The following is a 17,942-nucleotide window of genomic DNA, read 5'->3' on the forward strand; positions in this document are numbered from 1 at the left end:
TGAACGTGCAGGTCATCGCCGACGCGGCCGGGCGTCTCGTCTGGGCCTCGGCCGCGCTGCCCGCCTCGACGCACGACCTGACCGCCGCCCGCACCCACGGCATCATCGACGCCCTGGCCAGCACCGACGTGATGACCTTCGCGGACAAGGGCTATCAAGGCGCCCCCGGCAGCGTGCGCACCCCGTTCAAGCGGCGCCGCTTCCGGCCGAAGCTGTCACGCCGGCAGAAGGCCGTCAACCGAGCGCACGCGAAGATCCGCGCCCGCGGCGAACGCGCGATCGCCACCCTCAAGACCTGGAAAATCCTGGTCAAGCTGCGCTGCTGCCCACGCCGAGCGACCGCGATCGTGCAGGCCATCCTCGTCCTGCACCGCGTCGAAGCCGACCGCTACGCAGGATGAAAATGGCTCAATGGGGTGAAGTGCCGGTCGTATACGACGACGTCGAGTTGGAGGCTTTGGTGGCCGCAGCTGTCGACGACGAAGGCCTTGTCGACGGCGTATCGCCTCGGTAGAAAGTCGCGAAGCATCGTGATCCATTCGGCTTCGCTGCCGTCGCCGATGGTCGGCATGTGACCGACGAGCTCCGGTGCGGCCTCCATGACGGCCCGTAGTCGCTTCGACTTCGCGGCGAAGGCGGTGCGCAGGTTAAATGGCCGGTTGTCGTCGGATTTGGCGCTCAAGAAGACTCCCTTGTCGTGAGGGCCGTGGCTTCGGCTTCCAGGCTGGCTGCCGTGTCCTCGGTGATCGCCACCTCAGCCTTCTCGATCTGGACGGGGTTGATGGCGACCACGGGCCAAATGTCTTGGCGGATTGCAACGCGGCCGTGGAGATGCGAGAGCCTCTGGGCTGGGTCGGCGAGGACGACGAGTGCTACGGGCCCCTGGGCGAGGCGGGCGATGGCTGCGAGGGCGCGCAGGTCGGTCCGGCTTGGGCCAATGTCAGCGGGATGGGTGTGCCATTCGCCGACGTATCCCACCACAGGCGGGGCATCGCCGCGCCCGATGGCCATTCGGGCTTGTGCTTGGCGGTGGCGCCGCAGGTAGCTGCGTCGGCTGCTCTGCGGATCCGCGACCGTGACCGTGCGGGTGACCACAATGAGGTTTGGTGTGCGGAAGCCGAGCAGGATGCCGCCAGTTTCGTGCGGAAGCGCCGCCATTCCGTCGGCGATCATCGCGTCGAGGGTTTGCCGGGTAATGAGGAGGTCGCCCGGGCCCTGGTATGCAGTCACTGATCTTGCCCTTCGGCGAGGGCACGTTGTTCGCCAGGCGCGGCGGCGCCGGGATTTAGCAGCAGGCCGGTGGTGTGGCGGACGGCAAGGGCGGCGGCCTCCCACACCGCCGCCGGTGGTGTCTGGCTGATGGGGCTGCCGCACCCGGTTTCGTAGACGTTACTGTGGGGTGGCGGCAGTTGCGGGAGTGGCAGCGGCTGCTCGCCGTCACGGACGGGAGCGCGGTCGACTCGGATGGCGTAGCCGTCAGCGAGGACGCACACGGACAGCAGGTGCCCGGCGCCAGCTCGCGCCGCCGCAGTGAGCATTGCGGTGGCGGTGGAGTCGGCCGTGGCATCGACGACAACATCGTGACCGGCGAGCAGGGTGAGAGCGTCGGCAACGGATCGCAGCCGCTCGTCTTGCCACTGCACGGCACCGAACCGGGGGCGTGTCTTGCACAGGGCTTCCGCGACTGCACGCGCCTTCGGCAACCCGACTGCATCGCCGTCGAGCAGGTGGCGTGTGGTGTTGCCCGGCAGAAGGAGGTCACCGTCGATCAGCACCAGTTCCCCGACGCCGCTGCGATGTAGCAGGTCAGCGACCACCGACCCGATAGCGCCGACGCCGACGACCGCGACTCGTTTGCTGGCGAGCTCCTCCGTTCGGGGATGAGCGCGGATGGTGCGCGTGGTGAGGTCGTCGGGAGCCGTCTTCAAGGATTTCACGGTCACCTTGTCGTCCTTGTCGGCGGCGAGCGCGAGTCCCAGTACTCCTCGCGCCGTGCGGTGGCGGTAGATCAGCATTACCTTCCGCAGGCCGTCGTCGTAGGCGCGGGCCAGAGTACGGGCACCGTCAGCGTCAACGGCGGCGCAGAGATCATCCCAGTCTCGGATCGGGCCGTCCAATTCCTTAGCGTTCAGTATCAGCACTGTGTCGGACGGCCAGATTCGGTGGCCGCTGGCGCGGCCCTGCCGGCGAGGCGCCGCTACTGGGCCGACGCGAAGAACGCCGTGGCGTTTCCGGCGCAGCTGGAGCACTTTGCCCTCGTGTCCGGCCAGATTGCCGTACAGGATGAGGGCTCGCTCTGCCGAGGGGTGCAGGTACCGGTCGAGGTCCAGCGCGGGTACGTCGTCGCCCCACCCTGCCGCGTCCTGGGCCAGCCAGGCACGGGCCTGGTCCAGCAACTGCTCGCCGTCGGCCCAGGGGATCCGAGTGTGATCTGCCTGGATGAACAGGCACATCGCACGGTCGAGGTCGCGGTGCCAGCCGTTGCTGGCCTCGTAATAGCTGTCGGTGAACGTTCGCCCGGTTACCTGCTCGGCCCAGCCACGGCTCAGCGGCAAGACCTTCGGTGCAGTGAAGGGGAAGTCTTCCTCAAGGACGACCTCGACCAGCGTCGTTCGCACCGACCCGTTGTCTCGATTGGCTGGCTGGAACGTCAGGGCACCGCGCCAGCGATCCTCTGGGCCGGCAACACGCCGGAAGCCGGCCTGGGCCAGAACGTCCAGGAGCGCGTCGCGGGCGACGGCCCTGCCGATACGCAGCGCTTCGGCCGCGTCGCTTCCTTCGACGGTGGTCATCCGAACCGGCGGTTACCTGCTGGAACGGCACGGTCTCCAGCGGTCACTGACGCGAACCGCTTGGCGGTGCCGTCAGCGTTGCAGTCCGCGGGCATCGGGAACACGTAGTCGTTGTCCCCTTGGTCATCGACGGCCTTACCGAGCAGATCACGAAACGCCTTCGCGGCAGCGCACCGATTATCGCTGGCCAAAGCTTCCTCGGCCCGATCGGCGGCGTCCAGAAAGGCATTGGCGAGGTCGCGCTTGTCCTCGTCCTCTGCCCGGACGGCCACCTTCTCGCCGGGGATCGTCGGATCATCGAGCCCGAAGTCGAGTACGAACGCGTCGTGCAGGACGTTCCCGGTCTCCCGTAGTGCGCTGGCGTAGTAGTCGGCCTGCGTCGGCCCCTCAACCAGGCCGGTGCGGAAAGCGTGCAGGGCGGCAATCTCGACGGTGAGCCCACCGGGCTTGCGCTTACCCACCAGACTTCGGCGCGTCTGCCGCAGCAGCTTGATAGTTGGCACGTAGAAGCCGTCGAAGTTGTCCGCGTTGTTCAACTCACTGGTCAGGCGGGTCAGCTCATGAGGGTTCGTCGCCTGCCAGCCCTGCGGATCGTCACCGTCCTCGCGCTTCGGCAGCTGCCACGCCTCGACGCCAGTAGGCGAAGTCCATGGCCGCGCCGGGACCGCGTCCACGTACAGCCCGTCGTACTCCGGAAAGCTCACCTGGAGGCTGCGCGCCTGCCGGTGTACCCGCGTCTTGCCGTCAACTGGCGGGAACGCCTTCCTCAGTACACGCTCGAACTCGCCCAGGAGCGTGCTCGGCAAGACGTCACTCCCCACCTCGGTTAGCCGGCCGAATACGTCGACGTCCTTGATCCGCCGGATGCTGACGTGCCGCTTGTAGCTACCGATGAGCAGCCGCTCGAAACCCCAACCTGCGATCACCGAATCGTCGGCGAGCGCATCACTCACCTCTGCATGAGCCAACGGCGCGTTCGTCTTGTCGGCCTCCGTCGGCTCGATGTTCCTCAGCGCTTCGTCGAACTGCGTCACCAACGCCGGCATCGCCTGATCTCCTCCACGTGCCACCTACCCGACGTATCAACAGTGAGTGCCCGGGCTGTGGGCCGTCCGCTAGCGAATCCACGGGGAACGCCTACCGTGGTAGCTCAATTCGTCCTGCTCACCCCGGCTATCGACAGTAGCGGGAGGGACTGACAAGAATGGTTCTTCAGCTGACGGTCGGACGCTACGAAGCGCACCAGCAGCCGCCCGAGTCCTCGGCCACCCGGGCACTCACCGTTCATTGCGGCCTTGGAGCGCGCTCTCATCGGCCAGAAGCGGATGCAAGCGGCTCGGGCTCAGGTGACTGTTTGAGGCGTGCTGCAGCGGATCCGGCAGCACCCGCCGCTCATCAGCAGACCCACGGACACTCACCCCAGGTCGCCGAAGTAGCCCTCCTCCTCGCCGAGCAGCAGCGGTACGTCGTACACCGACATGTCCGGCCGGAAGCGCGCGTACCTCACCCGGTGCCGCCATCGTCCGTGTTCGAACGCCACGTCGGCGTCGATCTCCGCCACCGCGCTGGGTTCCACCTGCACGTACCGCAGCGGCTCCGGCCGGTCCAGCTGTCCGGACCAGGACGCGGGTAACGGCTCCGGCCACGGGTGCACCACGGCGGCACTGTAGTGTTGCCGAGGCCGTAGCGGAGACAGCAGCCCGGCGAGCTCCGTCCGCTGGAGGCCCGTCAGCGGGTGTGTCCGCCCCGTGTACCGCAGCCGTCCCCTCCGATCGAACCGGCCGAGCAACAGGGTGTCGGGGTTGCGGATGCTGCCCGTCACTCCGCCGACGATCGCCTCGGTCACGATCCGGGTCCGGAACTTCCACCAGCCGCGCCGGCCAGGCTCGTACCGCCCGGCCAGCCGCTTGCTAACCACGCCCTCGATCCCGGCCGCGACGGTCCAGGTCAGCAGCCAGTCCGCCACCAGCCGCATGTCGGTCGTCTGCGGCGTCACGGCGAGCTGCGCCGGCGCGTCAGCGAGCAGCCGCTCCAGCCGGACTCGCCGCTCCGACAGCGGCAAATTCAGAACCACCTGCCCGCCGGCGTCCGCGAGAAGGTCGAACAGCACGTAGTGGGCGGGGCAGTCGTGGACCAGGCGCAGCAGGCCGCGGCCGGCGGTGACGCGCCGCTGCAACTGCGCGAAGTTCGTCCGGCCGCGCTCCCACACGATCAGCTCACCGTCCAGCACCACCCCATGCGGGAGCGTCCGGATCGCCCGGGTGATGTCTGCTGGCGACGTGGGATATCAGAACTGTCCGAATGCTGGCCTTCGCGGCGCCTGGCGATGCTCGTCGAAGAGGGCGGCGATCATGACCGGGATAGGCGGTTCAGTCTCGCCTAGTCATGATGCGCAGTGTGATGACGAGGCCTGCCGTGCACCACGCCGCCAGCACTACGAACGGCGGTGCTGCTATGCCGTCTGGTGGAGTGTTCAGGGTTTCTCGGACTGCTTGCGCCATGTACTGGAACGGCAGTACCTGATGGATCGTCTGTAGCCATTCTGGGAGCCGATCGGCTGGGAAGTTGATCGGCGAGAACATCAACGCGATGAAGACGATCAGCTGGGTGACCATGTTCGTCACCGGTGGCGTGGCCGCGTACGCGATCGCGAGGCCGACGGTGGTCGTGGTGAGCGCGACCAAAGACATCACCGGTATGGCCATCCAACTCACGCGGAGGGTGATATCGAAACGTAGCACCGCGACCACCAGCCCAAGGATCAGTCCCGGTGTCCCAACGATCAGCCAGGTGGTGACGTCCGAGACGAGAACTGCGGTGCGTGGCACTGGCAACGTCTGGTTGTAGGTGAAAGTGCCCTCGGTCTTTGAGGTGGCCACCAGTTGCGGTGCCATAACCATGCCGATCGTGATGAGGCCCAATGTCGGTGCCCCGGTGGACAGGTAGAGCGCAGTGGCCGAATCGATCTGCGGCAACAGGAACGCGAACCCGAGGACGATCCCGACGGAGAGGAAGATCTGGATGACCAGCACCAGTGGCAGCAGGTAGCGCAGTCGGATCGCCGACCAGCGCAGCAGGAGTAGGTAGCTACGGAACCAGTGCCGCATTGCGATGGGCCTCCGGGTTCTCGGTCAGGGTGACGTACACCTCTTCGAGGCTGATGGGATTGAGCGAGAAGCGGCCGGTCAGGGACTGAGCCCAGGCCACCGCGAGGTGCGCGTTCTCCTCAGCGAGGGTGACGGTGAGCCGGTCGCCCTCCCGGTTGGTGCTTAGCGACCAGGCCGGCATGGTCGGTTCGGCGGGTACGGTCAACTCCAGGCGCATCTGTCGGTCGGCGGCCAGGGCGGCCGGGGTACCTGTGGCAGCGACTCGGCCGTGGTCGAGGACCACGACCTTGTCAATCACGCGTTCGGCCTCGGCAATGTTGTGAGTGACCAGGACGACCCCGCGACCCTCGGCGGCCAGCACCCGGACCTGCTCCCAGAGCAGGCGCCGGCGCACCGGGTCAACGTCGTTGGTGGGCTCGTCCAACATGACCAGCCGGCCGGGCTCGACGATTGCCATGCAGAACGCGGTGAGCCGCCGTACGCCGCCGGACAAGCGTTCGCCGGGCTGGTCTGCCCACTCCTCGATGTCCAGTGCGGCGAGCAATTCGGCCGTTCGCCGCTGCACCGCCCGGCGGTGGCCGCCGCGGATTCCGCCGATGATCTCGATCGCCTGCCGTGTGGTGACACCGGTGAGTGGAGCGTGTGCCTGTGGCTGGAACGAGCAGACCGAGCGTGCCCAGGCGGGCTCGGCGACCGGATCGCGGCCGAGCAGGGTGATCGTGCCGGCGGTCGGCCGAGCCAGACCGACGACCTGATTCAGCAGGGTGGTCTTGCCGGCGCCGTTGTGTCCCAGCAGGCCGAGGACGTCGCCGCTGGCTACCGCCAAGCTGATGCCATCGTTGGCCCGCGCCCCGCGGCGATAGACCTTGGTCAGGTTGTCGATGTGCAGCATGAGCACCCCGAATACTGTCCGGTATCTGGATACCCAACGGTATCTGGATACCGGATCGAATGTCAATGGGATAGGTTTGGTGCCATGGCTGAACGACTCACCCGAGCACAGCAGCAAGAGGCCACTCGGGCGCGCCTGCTGGACGCTGCGGAGACCCGCTTCGGCGATCGAGGGATTCACCAGACCTCTCTGGATGAGATCGCCGCGTCCGCCGGCCTGACCAAGGGCGCCATATACGCGAACTTCGGCAGCAAGAACGACCTCATCGCGGCGATCCTGGAACGCAAGCTCAGCACCGACGAACCACATCCCCCGAGCCGGTCCCTGGCCGCGTGGGTGGGTCGCCTCAGCGACAGCTACGAGTCCAACGTCGACCGTGCTGAGATTCGCCGCTTCGCAATGGCGTTCGTCGAGCTCTGGCTCTACGGCATGCGCAACGAATCCGCTCGGGCTCCGCTAACCCAGTGGCTCCAAACCGTCCGCGACGCCCACGCCAAGGAGGCCACCGCACTGGCCGGTGACGATCTCCCCCTGCCGGCCGATCAGCTAGCCACGTTGCTCTTGGCGCTCGACATTGGCGTGGGTCTCCAGCGCTGGCTGGACCCCCAAGCAGTGCCGGCCGAGGTTTACACGACCGGCGTCAAAGCGATCCTGGGACGCGAGCGTCCTTAATGGCACTGCCCGGCGGGATCACCTGGAAAGGATCATGGCCCCGTCTTCGATCAAGGCGTCGCGCCATGCGGGATCACATTGACATCGGCGACCCCGAGGTCACCGTCGGCTGACGTCGGCTGCGTAGGTGGTCCAGTCTCCGGCGCAGGCGCGTTGCCATCGGACTGCGCCTTTGATGTCGATGCCGAGTACGCGTGCCAGGATCGCGGCGGGCAGTTCGGTGGCGAGCTGGAACAGTGCTGCGGTCCGCGCTTGCGTGACGTGAATACCGATCCGTGCCAGGCGGTCACGGAGCGCGCCGTCGGTGATGGGGCGCCCGGCGAGCCGGCCGGGGAACAGCCACGTCTGGCTGCCTACGTGGGTGTGGGAGCGGGTTCTGGCGGTGACTAGTTCGCGGGTCAGCGTGGCGAGCGGTTCGGGTATCTCGATGGGCCGGTCGCCGAGTCGTGTCCGCACGCTGTCGTCGGTGACCTGCAGGTGGCCGAGGGTGAGCCGGCTGACGTCGGCGGCGTTCTGGGCGTAGAGGACCACGAGAAGTCCGGCGACGCGGTCGGCCAGGTCGATGGTGTGGTCATGAAGGAGCCGGCGGGCGATCTCCCACCGGCGGTCGCCGTCGATGGGAGCACCTGGCCCGCCCCACTGCTGGACGGGTAGGTAGACCGCTGTCAGCTTGTTGGCGTTCGCCCAGCGTAGGAAGGCGCCGACTGCCTTGCTGTGGCGGATCTGGCCGCCGGCCAGCCACCGGTCGAGGTGGGTGTGGGCGCAGGTGGCCAAGGTCAGGTGGTTGGCGCTGAGCAGGTCGAGGAAGCTGATGACAGCGCGGGTCTGGTCCCGCACCGCGCTGCACTGATTGGTGTTGGCGTGGGTGCCTGCGACGCGACGGCGGAGCCGTCTGAGCAGGTGCCATACCGTGTATTGCTGTACGAGGTGCCGCTGCGCCGGGTCGGGGATGGCGTCGATGGTGGCGTGCAGCCACCGTTCCAGCCGGGCCAGGAGTTCGTCGCGGGGCGGCAGCGCTCCCGCGCCGACGAGTAGTTCTCGCAGGTACCGCCCGGCTTTGTCGGGCTCGAGCGCGTCGAAGGTGTCGTGCGTGAGCGGGGTGCGGCCGGTGGCGAGGTCGGACAGTAGGGAGCGGGCACGGGGCTGGCGATTCAGCCAGGCCGACACGTTCTGGGGCTGGTCGCCGGCCACGAGGAAGTCACGTAGTGCCTGCATCGGGGCGGGGATCGCGCCGGTGTGGTCGGCCAGGAGTTGGTCAAGCCGGTCGGTGAGCGCACAGCGCTTGCACACGGCGGCCGTGAGCTGGCCGGAGACGCCGCAGCGGGGACAGCTCAGCCAGTAACCAGGTTCGGCCCGGGTGCAGGCCGCGCACAGCGGCCGGTCGATCGTGCCGCTGCGTACGAGCCGGACGTGGCTGCAGCCGGTGCACCTCATCCGCCTGCTTCGGCAGGGCACGCACCAGGGCAAGCCCGTGGCTTTCGAGGTTTCGCAGTGCGCGAGGCGGCCGCAGATGGAGCACGCCTGCATCGGTGGCGGTGTCCGGCACGCCGCGCAGACCGGCCCGTCGTCGGTGCGGGCGTGAACACGACGGTGCCGGCCGCAGCGCACGCACGGCTTCAGGTTCGCCGGGTCGGTCGCGTTGCAATACCGGCACAGCGGGCGTCCCTGCAGATCGCGGGCAGACGGTTCGCGAACCTTGCCGCAGCGGCTGCATTCCACTTCACGGGACTTGCCGGCGCAGGTGTGGCAGACCCGCACTCCGTCGCGGTATTCGACCAGCGCAACAGTGCGCCGGCAACCGGGGCACTCGGGCGGGTGAATGCGGGTAGCTCCTCGTGCGCGGAGGTGGTCGATGAGCAGCAGCACCGTGTGGGTGGGCGCGTCGTGCCCTGATCCGGTGAGCAGGTCTGGGCGTTCTGTGACGGCCCAGGCGAGCCGTCGCAGCTGCTGGGGCTTGGGTGCCGACGCACGTATGGCTTCCTCGATTAGGTGAGCGGGTATGCCGGGGTCCACGGTGGCGACGGCCGCGGCGACCGCCTGCAGGCACGCGGCGCGGTCTGCCGGGGTGCAGCGGGCACACCGCGGACGCCCGTCCCGGTCGCGGCTGTGCGCCTTGGTGATCCGCTCGCAGGAAGCACAGGGCTCCCGTCGCTCGCCGCACACCGAGCAGTACCACTGCCCGCTACGTCGCCACATGTTCCTTACCAGGCCCTTGCCGCAGCCCGCGCAGCGCGGCGCGGACACCTGCGCCACGCCCGCCTGGCGTAACGCCAGAAGGAGTTGACCCACGACCGAAGGAGCCGGTGATTGGCCGTCGACGAGCACCTGCGGCCGCTCGAAGATCGCCTGAGCCAGCCGGCGGCGCTTGGCGGCGTGGCCGCCCACCACCCCGGCGACCGTGGCCCGCACCAGCGCGGCGTCGACCGTGGGATCAACCCGGGTGATGGCCTCCACGACGGGCAGCAGCAGGTCAAGCTCGGTTCCACTGTCCGCAGCGCTCAATTCTCAACACCCGTGATCCGGGCCCGTTTGGGCCGCAGATCCCCGACCCCCGCCTGCCCGGCGGCGGCCGCCTTGCGTGGCCGGGCGTCCGCCTCGGCGGCGACGGGCTCGACCAGGTCGACCATCCGGCAGTCGAGGATGTCTAGCAGCGCCATCAAGACCTTCAAGCTCAACCGCTCCGGCCGCTCGACGACCAGCCGGTACACCTGACTGGAGGACAGCCGGACACCTCGCTCGGCCAATGGCCCGAGCAGGTCGGTGGTGGAGAACATGCCGCGGCTGGCCATCACCTGACGTAGATGCCACCGGTAATCCAGCTTGGCGCCGCTCAACGCCCCTCCTCGGCTCCGATGGCGCCGCCGGTGAAGGCCGGCGACAGCGCCCTACGCAACGCCGTACTCATGAAGTCGTCGCTGACGTGGGTATAGACCGCTGTTGAGCTGTCGCGCTCATGCCCCACCTGCTGCTGAATGAATCGCCGGTCCACGCCATCCTCCGTCAGGTGCGTCACGTACGAGTGGCGCAGCGAGTGCACCGTCAGTGCCTTCGACATCCCCAACGCCTCACGGTAGGCACCGAAGCGGGCGTTGATCTCGGCCGGCTTGATGCGGCCACCCCGCTCAGTGACCCACATGCCCGGGTGCTCCCCTGAACCGAACCGCGGCCGGATGTTGTGCACGTAGTCGGCCACCGCCTCCACCGCCCATCCCATCACCGAGGCGACGTTGCGCTGGCGCGGCTGCTGACCCCGTTTGGCCTTGCCGTAACGCACATGCAGCATCCCGAACCGGTCGAACTCCGGAGCCGCCGGGTTGCGGCCCCAGTCGAGCAGGTCCAGCTTCGCGGTCTCTGTGCGCCGCAGCCCCCACCCGTAGATCACCTTGAACAAGGTGGCATCGCGATACGCGGCCAGCGCCCCCTTGCGCCCGGCCCGAACCGCCCGGCCGACCTGATCATCGGCATAGTCCAGGAACCGCTGCAGCTCCTCGCGAGTGAAAGCACGCGCCTCGGGATCGCCCTCGTAGTCATCCAGATGCGACAGCGTGTTCCACTCATGGCAAACCGGGACAGGATGCGTTCCGAACGCCTCCTGACACGCCGCTACCCAGCCATACCGGCCATCGGTCAGGAACTCGGTGAACAACCGCAACTGGCCCTGGTAGCTGCGGATCGTCGACGGCCGCAGATGCTTCTCACTGGTCAACGACAACGACCATTCGTCCACATGGGAGGCCGACCACGCCCAGGGAAACTCATTCGTGAAGGCCAGAAAACCCCGGACCAGATGCTCACGCTGCGCGATCGTCTCCTCGCGCAGCCCCCGCGCCGTCTGCTGCGCCCGCCAGCCCCGCAGCATCGCCTCCACCATCGCCTCCTGAGGCCGCAACTGCACCACACCGGCGACCAACTCCAGACCCGCCGAACCCGCGAGGTTAGCCCGCCCCACTCGCCCCTCCCCGAGCTCGTACGACGGGTGAATCATGCATCAGACGGGACTGACTGTCCAAAAGCCCAGCTCACTCGCCCTCTAGTCGAGGGCAGAATCGGTCGCAGATAGGCTCCAGGACTAGCAGCTAACGATGGCAACGAGCCCATCCGATGCAATTCCCGAGGGTTCGGGAAGTAGGTGGTGAGGTTCCGGCCAGCCCGCGACTGCAGGTACACCCCGTCGGTCTCGCGGAAGGCGATGCACCTCCACCCGTCCCACTTGGGTTCATGAAGCAGGTCGGGACTTTCGGGTACCACATCGACCGGCGCGGCGAGCATCGGCGCGACCGGCCGGCGCAACGCGAGATCCGCCGCAGCCCGGCGCCGGGCCGGACTCACCGCCTGCGCGGGCTGTGAAAGCTCATCATCCCTGTCCCCTCGCCCATCGTCGGTGAGGGGCCACCCGGAACGGGCGAAGATCGGCTACAACAAATGTTCGTCTTGTCAGCCTTCAGGGTCACTTCGACTCAGCCGTCAGCGCCCGTCGCGGCGGCGTCGCCGCTTCGGCTCGTCAGGGGCGAGCACCTGGGCAACGACGTCGTGCACATGGCCGCCAACGAACCGAAGCTGCACGATGACGAATTCGTCAGCCTGCGGGAGGCTGTCGAAGACCCGTGATCCCTGAGGTCTACCTGCATTGCGACCCGTACACGCGAGCCCACCATGCCCCAGGTAAACCGCCCCTGTCGCGACAGCGCATGTACTTCCTGCTGCTACTTCCCCAGGTATCCGCACCGTCATCGAGCGCGATGGCGTCCAGCACTACGTACGCCCTGACGGCCGTGCCGAGCCTCATCGCTACGGCGAACCGGTCGCCGAAGACCGGGAACCGCGGCTTCACGGGTACGACGTGTACCGGTTCGCCGCCGCCGAACTAGTCGATCAGAATCTCGCCCGACAACGGCACTCCGCCATCTTCAACCGCCTCCCTGCCCGACACCGCAGCCAAGGTTTCGGCGCCAGCCGGGTTTGGTTGCCTACCCTCTCCCTGCCTGGGACCCGGGCGCGCCCGGTCGTCCGGCAGCACATCCGGCTTCGGACTGCGGCTCTCTGCGGCTGCTGGGCTCACCGCTCGCGGGCGAGGCGGTTGGGCAAGCACATGAGCGACCATGCTCGCCGGATCACCCTCGGCGCCGGACCCGACAATCTGCCACAACGCCCGGCTGAGGTCGCGCACAAGGTCATCGTCGGCTGTTGCGGGCCGCCAATGGGGAGCGGCTCGGTAGACCAGCGAACCGGCGGGACGCTCGAGGATGGCATCCCCTCGAACGAACAGATTCCGCCGCTGCGTCGCCGTGCGTAGGCCTCGGTGGAGGGCGGCGGCCATCAGCAACATCTCGCTGCCGAGCCGCGCGGCGTCCCTCCCCCGATGCTGCATGTGCCCCCGGGCTGCTGCAGGGCCCAGCAGCGAGCGGGCCCACCGCAGGGCCTCGCCCATCTCGGCGACGGTGTCCTGGGCCGGGCCGGCCGCCGGTGCCGCGCGTAGCTCGGCAGCGGCGATCGCCGCCTGCCGCCAACCCCCGGTCATCGCCAGGGATCCGTCGGCCGTGAGGACGTGCGCCGCCAGGCCGAGCTGCGTCCCGACCTGAAGGTGCACTCCCGTGACCTGGGCGGGGTGAAGCCACAGCCAGGTTCGCGCAGCGCGGACCGCTGCGATCGCCGCATCGACGGTGTCCACCGCCGGTGCCGGATGCAGCGGCGACCGGGCGATATCAAGCTCACGTAGGTCGGGCTGAGCCTTCGCGGCCGCGACCAGCTCCTTGGCGACGGCGCTCAACCGGCTGCCGCTCGTCCATCTGGCTGCCTCCGCCACCGGCCTGTACGTCTGCGCCAGAGGTCCACCCCGGTCCAGCCAAGCGGGAAGGCGGCCGTCGAGCCGCACGGCATCCACGGCGAGCCGGGCAATATCACCAAGCCCTCCCTGGACACCGCCCCCGGCACGGATAGCGATCCCCTCTGGCGTATCGGGACGCCGCCCGGGTGGAACGTGACCGGCGATGATGTCACCCATGACGCCAATCGCGTCAGCGGCCCGGCGCAGCGACCGTGCCGCGCCATCGGAGACCTCCGGTGCTGGCGGTAGCCGCTCGTTCACCACTGCGGCGGCCCGCAACCCCACATAGAACCGGGTCAGGCTCTGCCCATGCCGCCCGAGAACCAGCGCGGCAGCCGCCTTGTCCGGCACCTCCGCCACCGGACGACCACCGACCAGCAGCTCCGTCACCCTGGCCAGCTGGTGATAGAGGTCCGACCGGGCACCCACCAGACCGTTGATCTCCCCAGCGGTCCCCGCACGGCGTCTGGTCACCGCCGCAGTGGCCGCCCGCATCGCCCGCTGCGCCTCCTCGTACCAGAAGCCGACCGTCATGCCAGGGCCGCTGCCGCCCGGCGTAGTTGCTGGGCGGCCGCGTCGTGGTCGAGCCGTTGAGCCAGCCCATCCTCGGCGACGGCACGGCGATCGTGGTGCTGGGCAAGGTGCTCAATGAGATCCCTCACCGCAGCCCGCACCTCGGGCCCGTCGGCGTCCGGGGCAGCCGCGTCCACGACGACGTCGTCCTCGTAAAGGCGGCTGCGGACGTCCAGGACCTCCAGTCCGAGGCGGTCCCACGCGGGATCAACCCCGCCCAAGTGCTTCCAGGCTTCGATGGCCAGGTGGACGGCGCCGGCGGCGGCGAGGCTGTCACCGCCAGCGGCGAGACGCGCACTCAGGATGGTGGCTGCTTCCGGGAACTCCATGCGGGAAGCCTCCGACAATCGGCCGCGCCTCGTCCACCCCACCTGGTGCTTCCCTGTGGATATCCCGCGTCCGAGCAGGTCAGCGACGTAGAGCCTCACACGAGGTCTGGCTGGAGCCGAACAACCTCATCGCGCACCAGCCCACCGCACCGTCGCCGAAAACCGCGGGCCGGCGGATCCCCTGCATAGTGCGGTGACCACGAACGTTCACCGGGTCTGACCTCCGGCTGCTTGATCCTCGGTCCCTACCCATCGCCTCATTTACTGATCGACGACCCCTCGTACCTGACGGCGGAGGTCCGTGTACCTCATGTCGCCCATTCCCTCGGCCTCGAAGACCCCATCAGTGAAGCTGTCCACCTCACCGGAGGGGACTCGCGAAGCCGTTGGCTCTCCTCGGGTGGCAGGCAGAAGCCCAGCTTGATGCACAAATCGTCGAGGAGCCGTCGGACATCAGACTCCCGGTTGTCACGTTGGCCCATGAGGGACAGCGTGACGACTCCTGCCTTGGTGCCAACCCGGTCAAGGTTTATGGTCACCGCAACAGCTGAGCTATGCCGACGTGTGGGTCAGGCCCGTCGGTCGATCTTCATGTGCTCGCACGCGCCGTCGTGGTTCTCGGTAAAAGCCCCATCCGTTCGCCGCGCGACCTTCTGCCAAAACGTCCCAGCGGTGTCGTACTGAGTGGTCGTGTACCAGGTGAGGCCCGGGTACCGCCGATAGAGCTTGAGCACGGCGCGGGTGCCGATCCCATAGCCTTTGGCGGCCCCATCAACGCTGATCTTCCGCAGGTAGCCACGCCGACACCCCTGGCACACCTGGAAGTCGACCTGACCGACGACGAGCAGGCCCCGACGAAGGACCAGCCGCTGGAACCCGGCAGGCGCGCCGGCTGGTAGGTGGACCGCGCGGACGCGCAGTGCCGCCAGGCGGCGCAGCCACCACACAGGATCGCGGCGTCGCGCCGTGTCCCACCGGAAGGGCCCTGGATCCGGGAAGAGTTGTCCGAGGAGCCGGACCCGAGCATCATCGTCGTTGTCGGCACCGGCGTCGTGGACTATGCGCAGGGCCCGGTCCAGAAGGTTCGCAGTCTCCCCCCAAACATCCTCGTCCCCCTCGCCCTGCCGGCGTCGGCACACCGCGGCCGCCGCCGCAAACCGACCCGAATCCGCCTGCCAAGTATTGACCAGCACAGCGGCCACCGCAGCGACCCGCTCCGGTGACGCGTCGTCCAGTCCGATGGCAAACGGCAAGGCCTGGTCAGCGTCATCCTCGGCGGACCGCCGAGGACTCGGCACCTGCGGAAAGCCCATAGCCGTCACCGTAACCGCGCTGTACGACGGCGAGCGCCTACCGGAGGGGCCCACTCCAATCGTTTGGGGCGGACCCAGTCCGCCTAGGACAGGGCCCGCCCCAACACCCCACTACGCCAGCGGATGTGGCTCACCGGTAAGTGCCGCCAGCGCGGCAGCAACCTCGTGGATAGTTGCGCGAACGTAGGTGGCGGTGGTTCCGGCATCTCCCCCGCCGGCGGAATGACCGGCATAGGCCCGGGCGATGGCGTAGCCGAAGTTGCGCTCCACCCAGGTCAACGTGGTGTGCCGTAGCCAGTGGGTGCTGATCTGCTGCGCGTGCACCCACTGCAGGTGCTCACCGATGCGCACCCACAGGTGGTCGTACCGCCGGTAGGTGATCGGCTGCCCGCTGCGGTACCGGAACAACGGCCCCGTCTCGGTCGCGTGCCGCTGCTCGGCGTGCCGCTGCAGGTACCGCATGAGTGTGGGCGACACCGGCTGCCACCGCACCGTCTCACCCTTCTCCCGCAGCAGGATCAGGCACTGGTCCGGGTCCAGGTCGACCGGCCGCAACGCCAACGCCCCACCTCGGCGGCACGCCGTCTCGGTGTGCAACCGCAGCAGCAGACTGTCTAACGCCGGATCGTCACCCGTGGACGCCGCTACCTCGTTGATCTCCGCCAACCGGGTGTCCGCCAATGCCCGCCGGGTGCTCGGCAGCCGCCGTGGCTTCGCCACCTTCAACGCCGGGTTCTCGGCCTCAGACAGGAGCCCGTCGGCGACCGCCCGCCGGTACAGGCATCGCAACGACGCGATCAGATGCTCGGCCGCGCTGCGCCCACCCCGCGCGTTACGGCGGGCCACCACGTGCGTCTTGACGTACTCCGCCAGCCGCTCGATCTCCGACGGTGTCGGCTCATCGATACGCCGCTGACCCCACTGCTCGACCACGCGCTTCCAGTACGACCCGTACGCCCGCCGCGTCCCAGCACTCACCGCAGCGGCAACCACCGGCACATACTCCGCGAACGTCGGAGCCGGCGGACGATCGGACGTCGCCGCCACCAGATCCGCTGGAGAGATGCCCATCCGCGACAGCAACAACCGAGCGGCCTCCAGCTCGGCCTTGCCCGCCACGCCGCTCACGACTCACCACCCGCGAACGCCTCGTCCTGCACCCGCGCGACCACCGCGTCCAGCGAGGCCGGCGGGTGCAGCACGAGACGTCCGGCCCTCGGATCGGCCGCCAGCAGCACCCGATCGCCAGCCGTCAACCCGCACCACTGGCGGACCACAGCGGGCAACCGCACATGGCCCTCTTTCGTCACCCGGAACACCCCGCGCGGGTCAGGGCCGACGATGATCAGGCCGCCGCTTTCCCTGATGCCCAGCCTGAGGCCAGGAGCCCAGCCGAGAGCGATCATCACCGCCCGATCAGCGACGCGGCCATGCACATCAAGAGTCGCCAGCCCATACACCGTGCTGCTGTCACGAGTAGGAGCTAGTCGCGCCAGCGGCAGCGGCGGTCGCTTCATCGCGGCACGCGAGTCGCCGCGGATCTTGAGCCCGCCTGACGGAACCACCGCCGGGATCACCGAATCGATCGGCCGGTCTGTCATGACCCACCTCGCCCAACGACGAGGCTGCCACCAACGGCGGTAACAGAGAGTGAAATCAGGTGGTCAAGCATGCTTGACCACCTGAACGTCCAACGTCGCACGGATGCTACGCGGGAGTGTCCGAGGGGGGACTTGAACCCCCACGCCCTATACGGGCACTAGCACCTCAAGCTAGCGCGTCTGCCATTCCGCCACCCGGACCTGCACGTACCAGCCTACCCGTTCGACCAATGTGAGTTACTCACCGCATCGGTCGGCCTGGCGGGCCGCACGGGGCATTACTGTACACGGCCCGGAACGATCATGCACATCAGCTCCAGCGCGGCACGTTTGCGCAGGTCAGCCGCCACAACGATCGTGTGGGTAGCGCGCAACAGGCGATTCCGGGCAGCATTGCTCACGTGTCCCACCCCTCCCCGTTGATCGCCACTCAACACCAGGCCCTCGCGCTACGCGCCGCGGGTGACCTGACAAGCGCCCGCCGCCTGCTCGCCGACGCGATCATCGCGGCCCGCCCGGCGTACGGCGAGGACCACCAGGACGTCCTGGCCACCGGTCACCTGCTGGCCCGGCTGCACCGCGAGGCCGACGAACCGGCCGCCGCCCGGCGCGTACTCGAAGAGGCCTACGCGGCCGGCGAGCGCCGCCGCGGCGAGGCCGACCCGCTGATGCTCGCGCTCAGTTTCGACCTCGCCGGGGTGTCCGAGGAGCTGGGCCCGTGAGCGACAGCGCCGACGGCGACATGGAGATCTACGACCTGAAGGTGACAGTCGACCGGATCGAGGGCCGGTCGGTGTGCGGCATGGCCGTGGGCGACCACTTCGAACTGACGAACAGCG

The 17,942-nt window shown here is 68.3% G+C and carries 18 protein-coding genes, 1 tRNA gene and 1 pseudogene; 4 read left to right on the plus strand and 16 right to left on the minus strand.

The window, feature by feature from the left end:
- A partial coding sequence (locus tag ABD52_RS29870; protein WP_047893954.1) for an IS5/IS1182 family transposase occupies positions 1 to 401 on the plus strand: 401 nt, incomplete at its 5' end.
- Here ABD52_RS29870 and ABD52_RS29875 read toward each other — a convergent pair.
- From ABD52_RS29875 to ABD52_RS29905, 7 genes are all read right to left on the minus strand, one after another.
- Positions 389 to 682 (minus strand): DUF6602 domain-containing protein, encoded by a 294-nt coding sequence (locus ABD52_RS29875; protein WP_152748339.1) that lies wholly within the window; start codon positions 680 to 682, stop codon positions 389 to 391. The two genes, ABD52_RS29870 and ABD52_RS29875, sit on opposite strands and share 13 nt — an antisense overlap.
- On the minus strand, positions 679 to 1,335 hold the full coding sequence (locus ABD52_RS29880; protein ID WP_318528086.1) for a Mov34/MPN/PAD-1 family protein: 657 nt from the start codon (positions 1,333 to 1,335) through the stop codon (positions 679 to 681). Before ABD52_RS29880 ends, ABD52_RS29875 begins: the two co-directional genes overlap by 4 nt.
- The gene (locus ABD52_RS29885) at positions 1,227 to 2,792 is read right to left on the minus strand and encodes a ThiF family adenylyltransferase (protein WP_047893957.1); all 1,566 of its coding nucleotides are present in this window, start codon (positions 2,790 to 2,792) and stop codon (positions 1,227 to 1,229) included. Before ABD52_RS29885 ends, ABD52_RS29880 begins: the two co-directional genes overlap by 109 nt.
- Complete coding sequence (locus tag ABD52_RS29890) at positions 2,789 to 3,838, minus strand: nucleotidyltransferase (protein ID WP_047893958.1); 1,050 nt, start codon at positions 3,836 to 3,838, stop codon at positions 2,789 to 2,791. The genes ABD52_RS29885 and ABD52_RS29890 overlap by 4 nt, the downstream gene beginning before the upstream one ends.
- A 368-nt stretch (positions 3,839 to 4,206) precedes the next feature.
- Entirely contained in the window at positions 4,207 to 5,058 is an 852-nt protein-coding gene (locus ABD52_RS29895) for an ATP-dependent DNA ligase (protein ID WP_082171420.1), read from the minus strand.
- Positions 5,059 to 5,161: 103 nt separating this feature from the next.
- Positions 5,162 to 5,899 (minus strand): ABC transporter permease, encoded by a 738-nt coding sequence (locus tag ABD52_RS29900; protein ID WP_047893959.1) that lies wholly within the window; start codon positions 5,897 to 5,899, stop codon positions 5,162 to 5,164.
- Positions 5,880 to 6,791, minus strand: coding sequence for an ABC transporter ATP-binding protein (locus ABD52_RS29905; RefSeq protein WP_047893969.1), 912 nt, complete (start codon positions 6,789 to 6,791; stop codon positions 5,880 to 5,882). The genes ABD52_RS29900 and ABD52_RS29905 overlap by 20 nt, the downstream gene beginning before the upstream one ends.
- 84 nt (positions 6,792 to 6,875) lie before the next feature.
- Here ABD52_RS29905 and ABD52_RS29910 point away from each other — a divergent pair, with 84 nt between their 5' ends.
- Positions 6,876 to 7,463, plus strand: coding sequence for a TetR/AcrR family transcriptional regulator (locus ABD52_RS29910; protein WP_047893960.1), 588 nt, complete (start codon positions 6,876 to 6,878; stop codon positions 7,461 to 7,463).
- A 99-nt stretch (positions 7,464 to 7,562) separates the two neighbouring features.
- On the opposite strand, the gene ABD52_RS29915 is transcribed toward ABD52_RS29910, so the two are convergent.
- The 3 genes from ABD52_RS29915 to ABD52_RS29925 are packed head-to-tail and all read right to left on the minus strand — an operon-like array spanning position 7,563 to position 11,448.
- Complete coding sequence (locus ABD52_RS29915) at positions 7,563 to 9,965, minus strand: hypothetical protein (protein WP_047893961.1); 2,403 nt, start codon at positions 9,963 to 9,965, stop codon at positions 7,563 to 7,565.
- Positions 9,962 to 10,297, minus strand: a complete 336-nt coding sequence (locus ABD52_RS29920; protein ID WP_114920895.1) for a helix-turn-helix transcriptional regulator — start codon at positions 10,295 to 10,297, stop codon at positions 9,962 to 9,964. The genes ABD52_RS29915 and ABD52_RS29920 overlap by 4 nt, the downstream gene beginning before the upstream one ends.
- The gene (locus tag ABD52_RS29925; RefSeq protein WP_047893962.1) at positions 10,294 to 11,448 is read right to left on the minus strand and encodes a tyrosine-type recombinase/integrase; all 1,155 of its coding nucleotides are present in this window, start codon (positions 11,446 to 11,448) and stop codon (positions 10,294 to 10,296) included. Before ABD52_RS29925 ends, ABD52_RS29920 begins: the two co-directional genes overlap by 4 nt.
- Positions 11,449 to 11,885: 437 nt before the next feature.
- Between ABD52_RS29925 and ABD52_RS29930 the strand changes: the two genes are divergently transcribed.
- Positions 11,886 to 12,071 (plus strand): hypothetical protein, encoded by a 186-nt coding sequence (locus ABD52_RS29930; RefSeq protein WP_047893963.1) that lies wholly within the window; start codon positions 11,886 to 11,888, stop codon positions 12,069 to 12,071.
- Positions 12,072 to 12,327: 256 nt separating this feature from the next.
- Here ABD52_RS29930 and ABD52_RS29935 read toward each other — a convergent pair whose 3' ends face one another.
- From ABD52_RS29935 to ABD52_RS29960, 6 genes are all read right to left on the minus strand, one after another.
- A complete protein-coding gene (locus ABD52_RS29935) occupies positions 12,328 to 13,821 on the minus strand; it encodes a hypothetical protein (protein ID WP_047893964.1) in 1,494 nt (497 codons plus the stop codon).
- Positions 13,818 to 14,189 carry a hypothetical protein gene (locus tag ABD52_RS29940; protein WP_135241044.1) on the minus strand — a complete coding sequence of 124 codons (372 nt, stop codon included), beginning with the start codon at positions 14,187 to 14,189 and terminating at the stop codon, positions 13,818 to 13,820. Before ABD52_RS29940 ends, ABD52_RS29935 begins: the two co-directional genes overlap by 4 nt.
- Before the next feature lie 569 nt (positions 14,190 to 14,758).
- Positions 14,759 to 15,502, minus strand: coding sequence for a hypothetical protein (locus tag ABD52_RS37685; protein WP_053065514.1), 744 nt, complete (start codon positions 15,500 to 15,502; stop codon positions 14,759 to 14,761).
- Between the two features lie 111 nt (positions 15,503 to 15,613).
- Positions 15,614 to 16,630 (minus strand): site-specific integrase, encoded by a 1,017-nt coding sequence (locus ABD52_RS29950; RefSeq protein WP_047893966.1) that lies wholly within the window; start codon positions 16,628 to 16,630, stop codon positions 15,614 to 15,616.
- The gene (locus tag ABD52_RS41115) at positions 16,627 to 17,103 is read right to left on the minus strand and encodes a hypothetical protein (RefSeq protein ID WP_225319821.1); all 477 of its coding nucleotides are present in this window, start codon (positions 17,101 to 17,103) and stop codon (positions 16,627 to 16,629) included. Before ABD52_RS41115 ends, ABD52_RS29950 begins: the two co-directional genes overlap by 4 nt.
- Before the next feature lie 117 nt (positions 17,104 to 17,220).
- A tRNA-Leu gene (locus ABD52_RS29960) sits at positions 17,221 to 17,304 on the minus strand.
- Between the two features lie 200 nt (positions 17,305 to 17,504).
- On the opposite strand from ABD52_RS29960, the pseudogene ABD52_RS29965 reads away from it, so the two are divergent.
- Positions 17,505 to 17,819: pseudogene (locus ABD52_RS29965) on the plus strand (tetratricopeptide repeat protein); the annotation flags it as partial.
- Positions 17,820 to 17,942: the final 123 nt, after the last annotated feature.

This window comes from Micromonospora sp. RV43, from assembly GCF_001029515.1.
In the GTDB taxonomy this organism is placed as follows: Bacteria; Actinomycetota; Actinomycetes; order Mycobacteriales; family Micromonosporaceae; genus Micromonospora; species Micromonospora aurantiaca.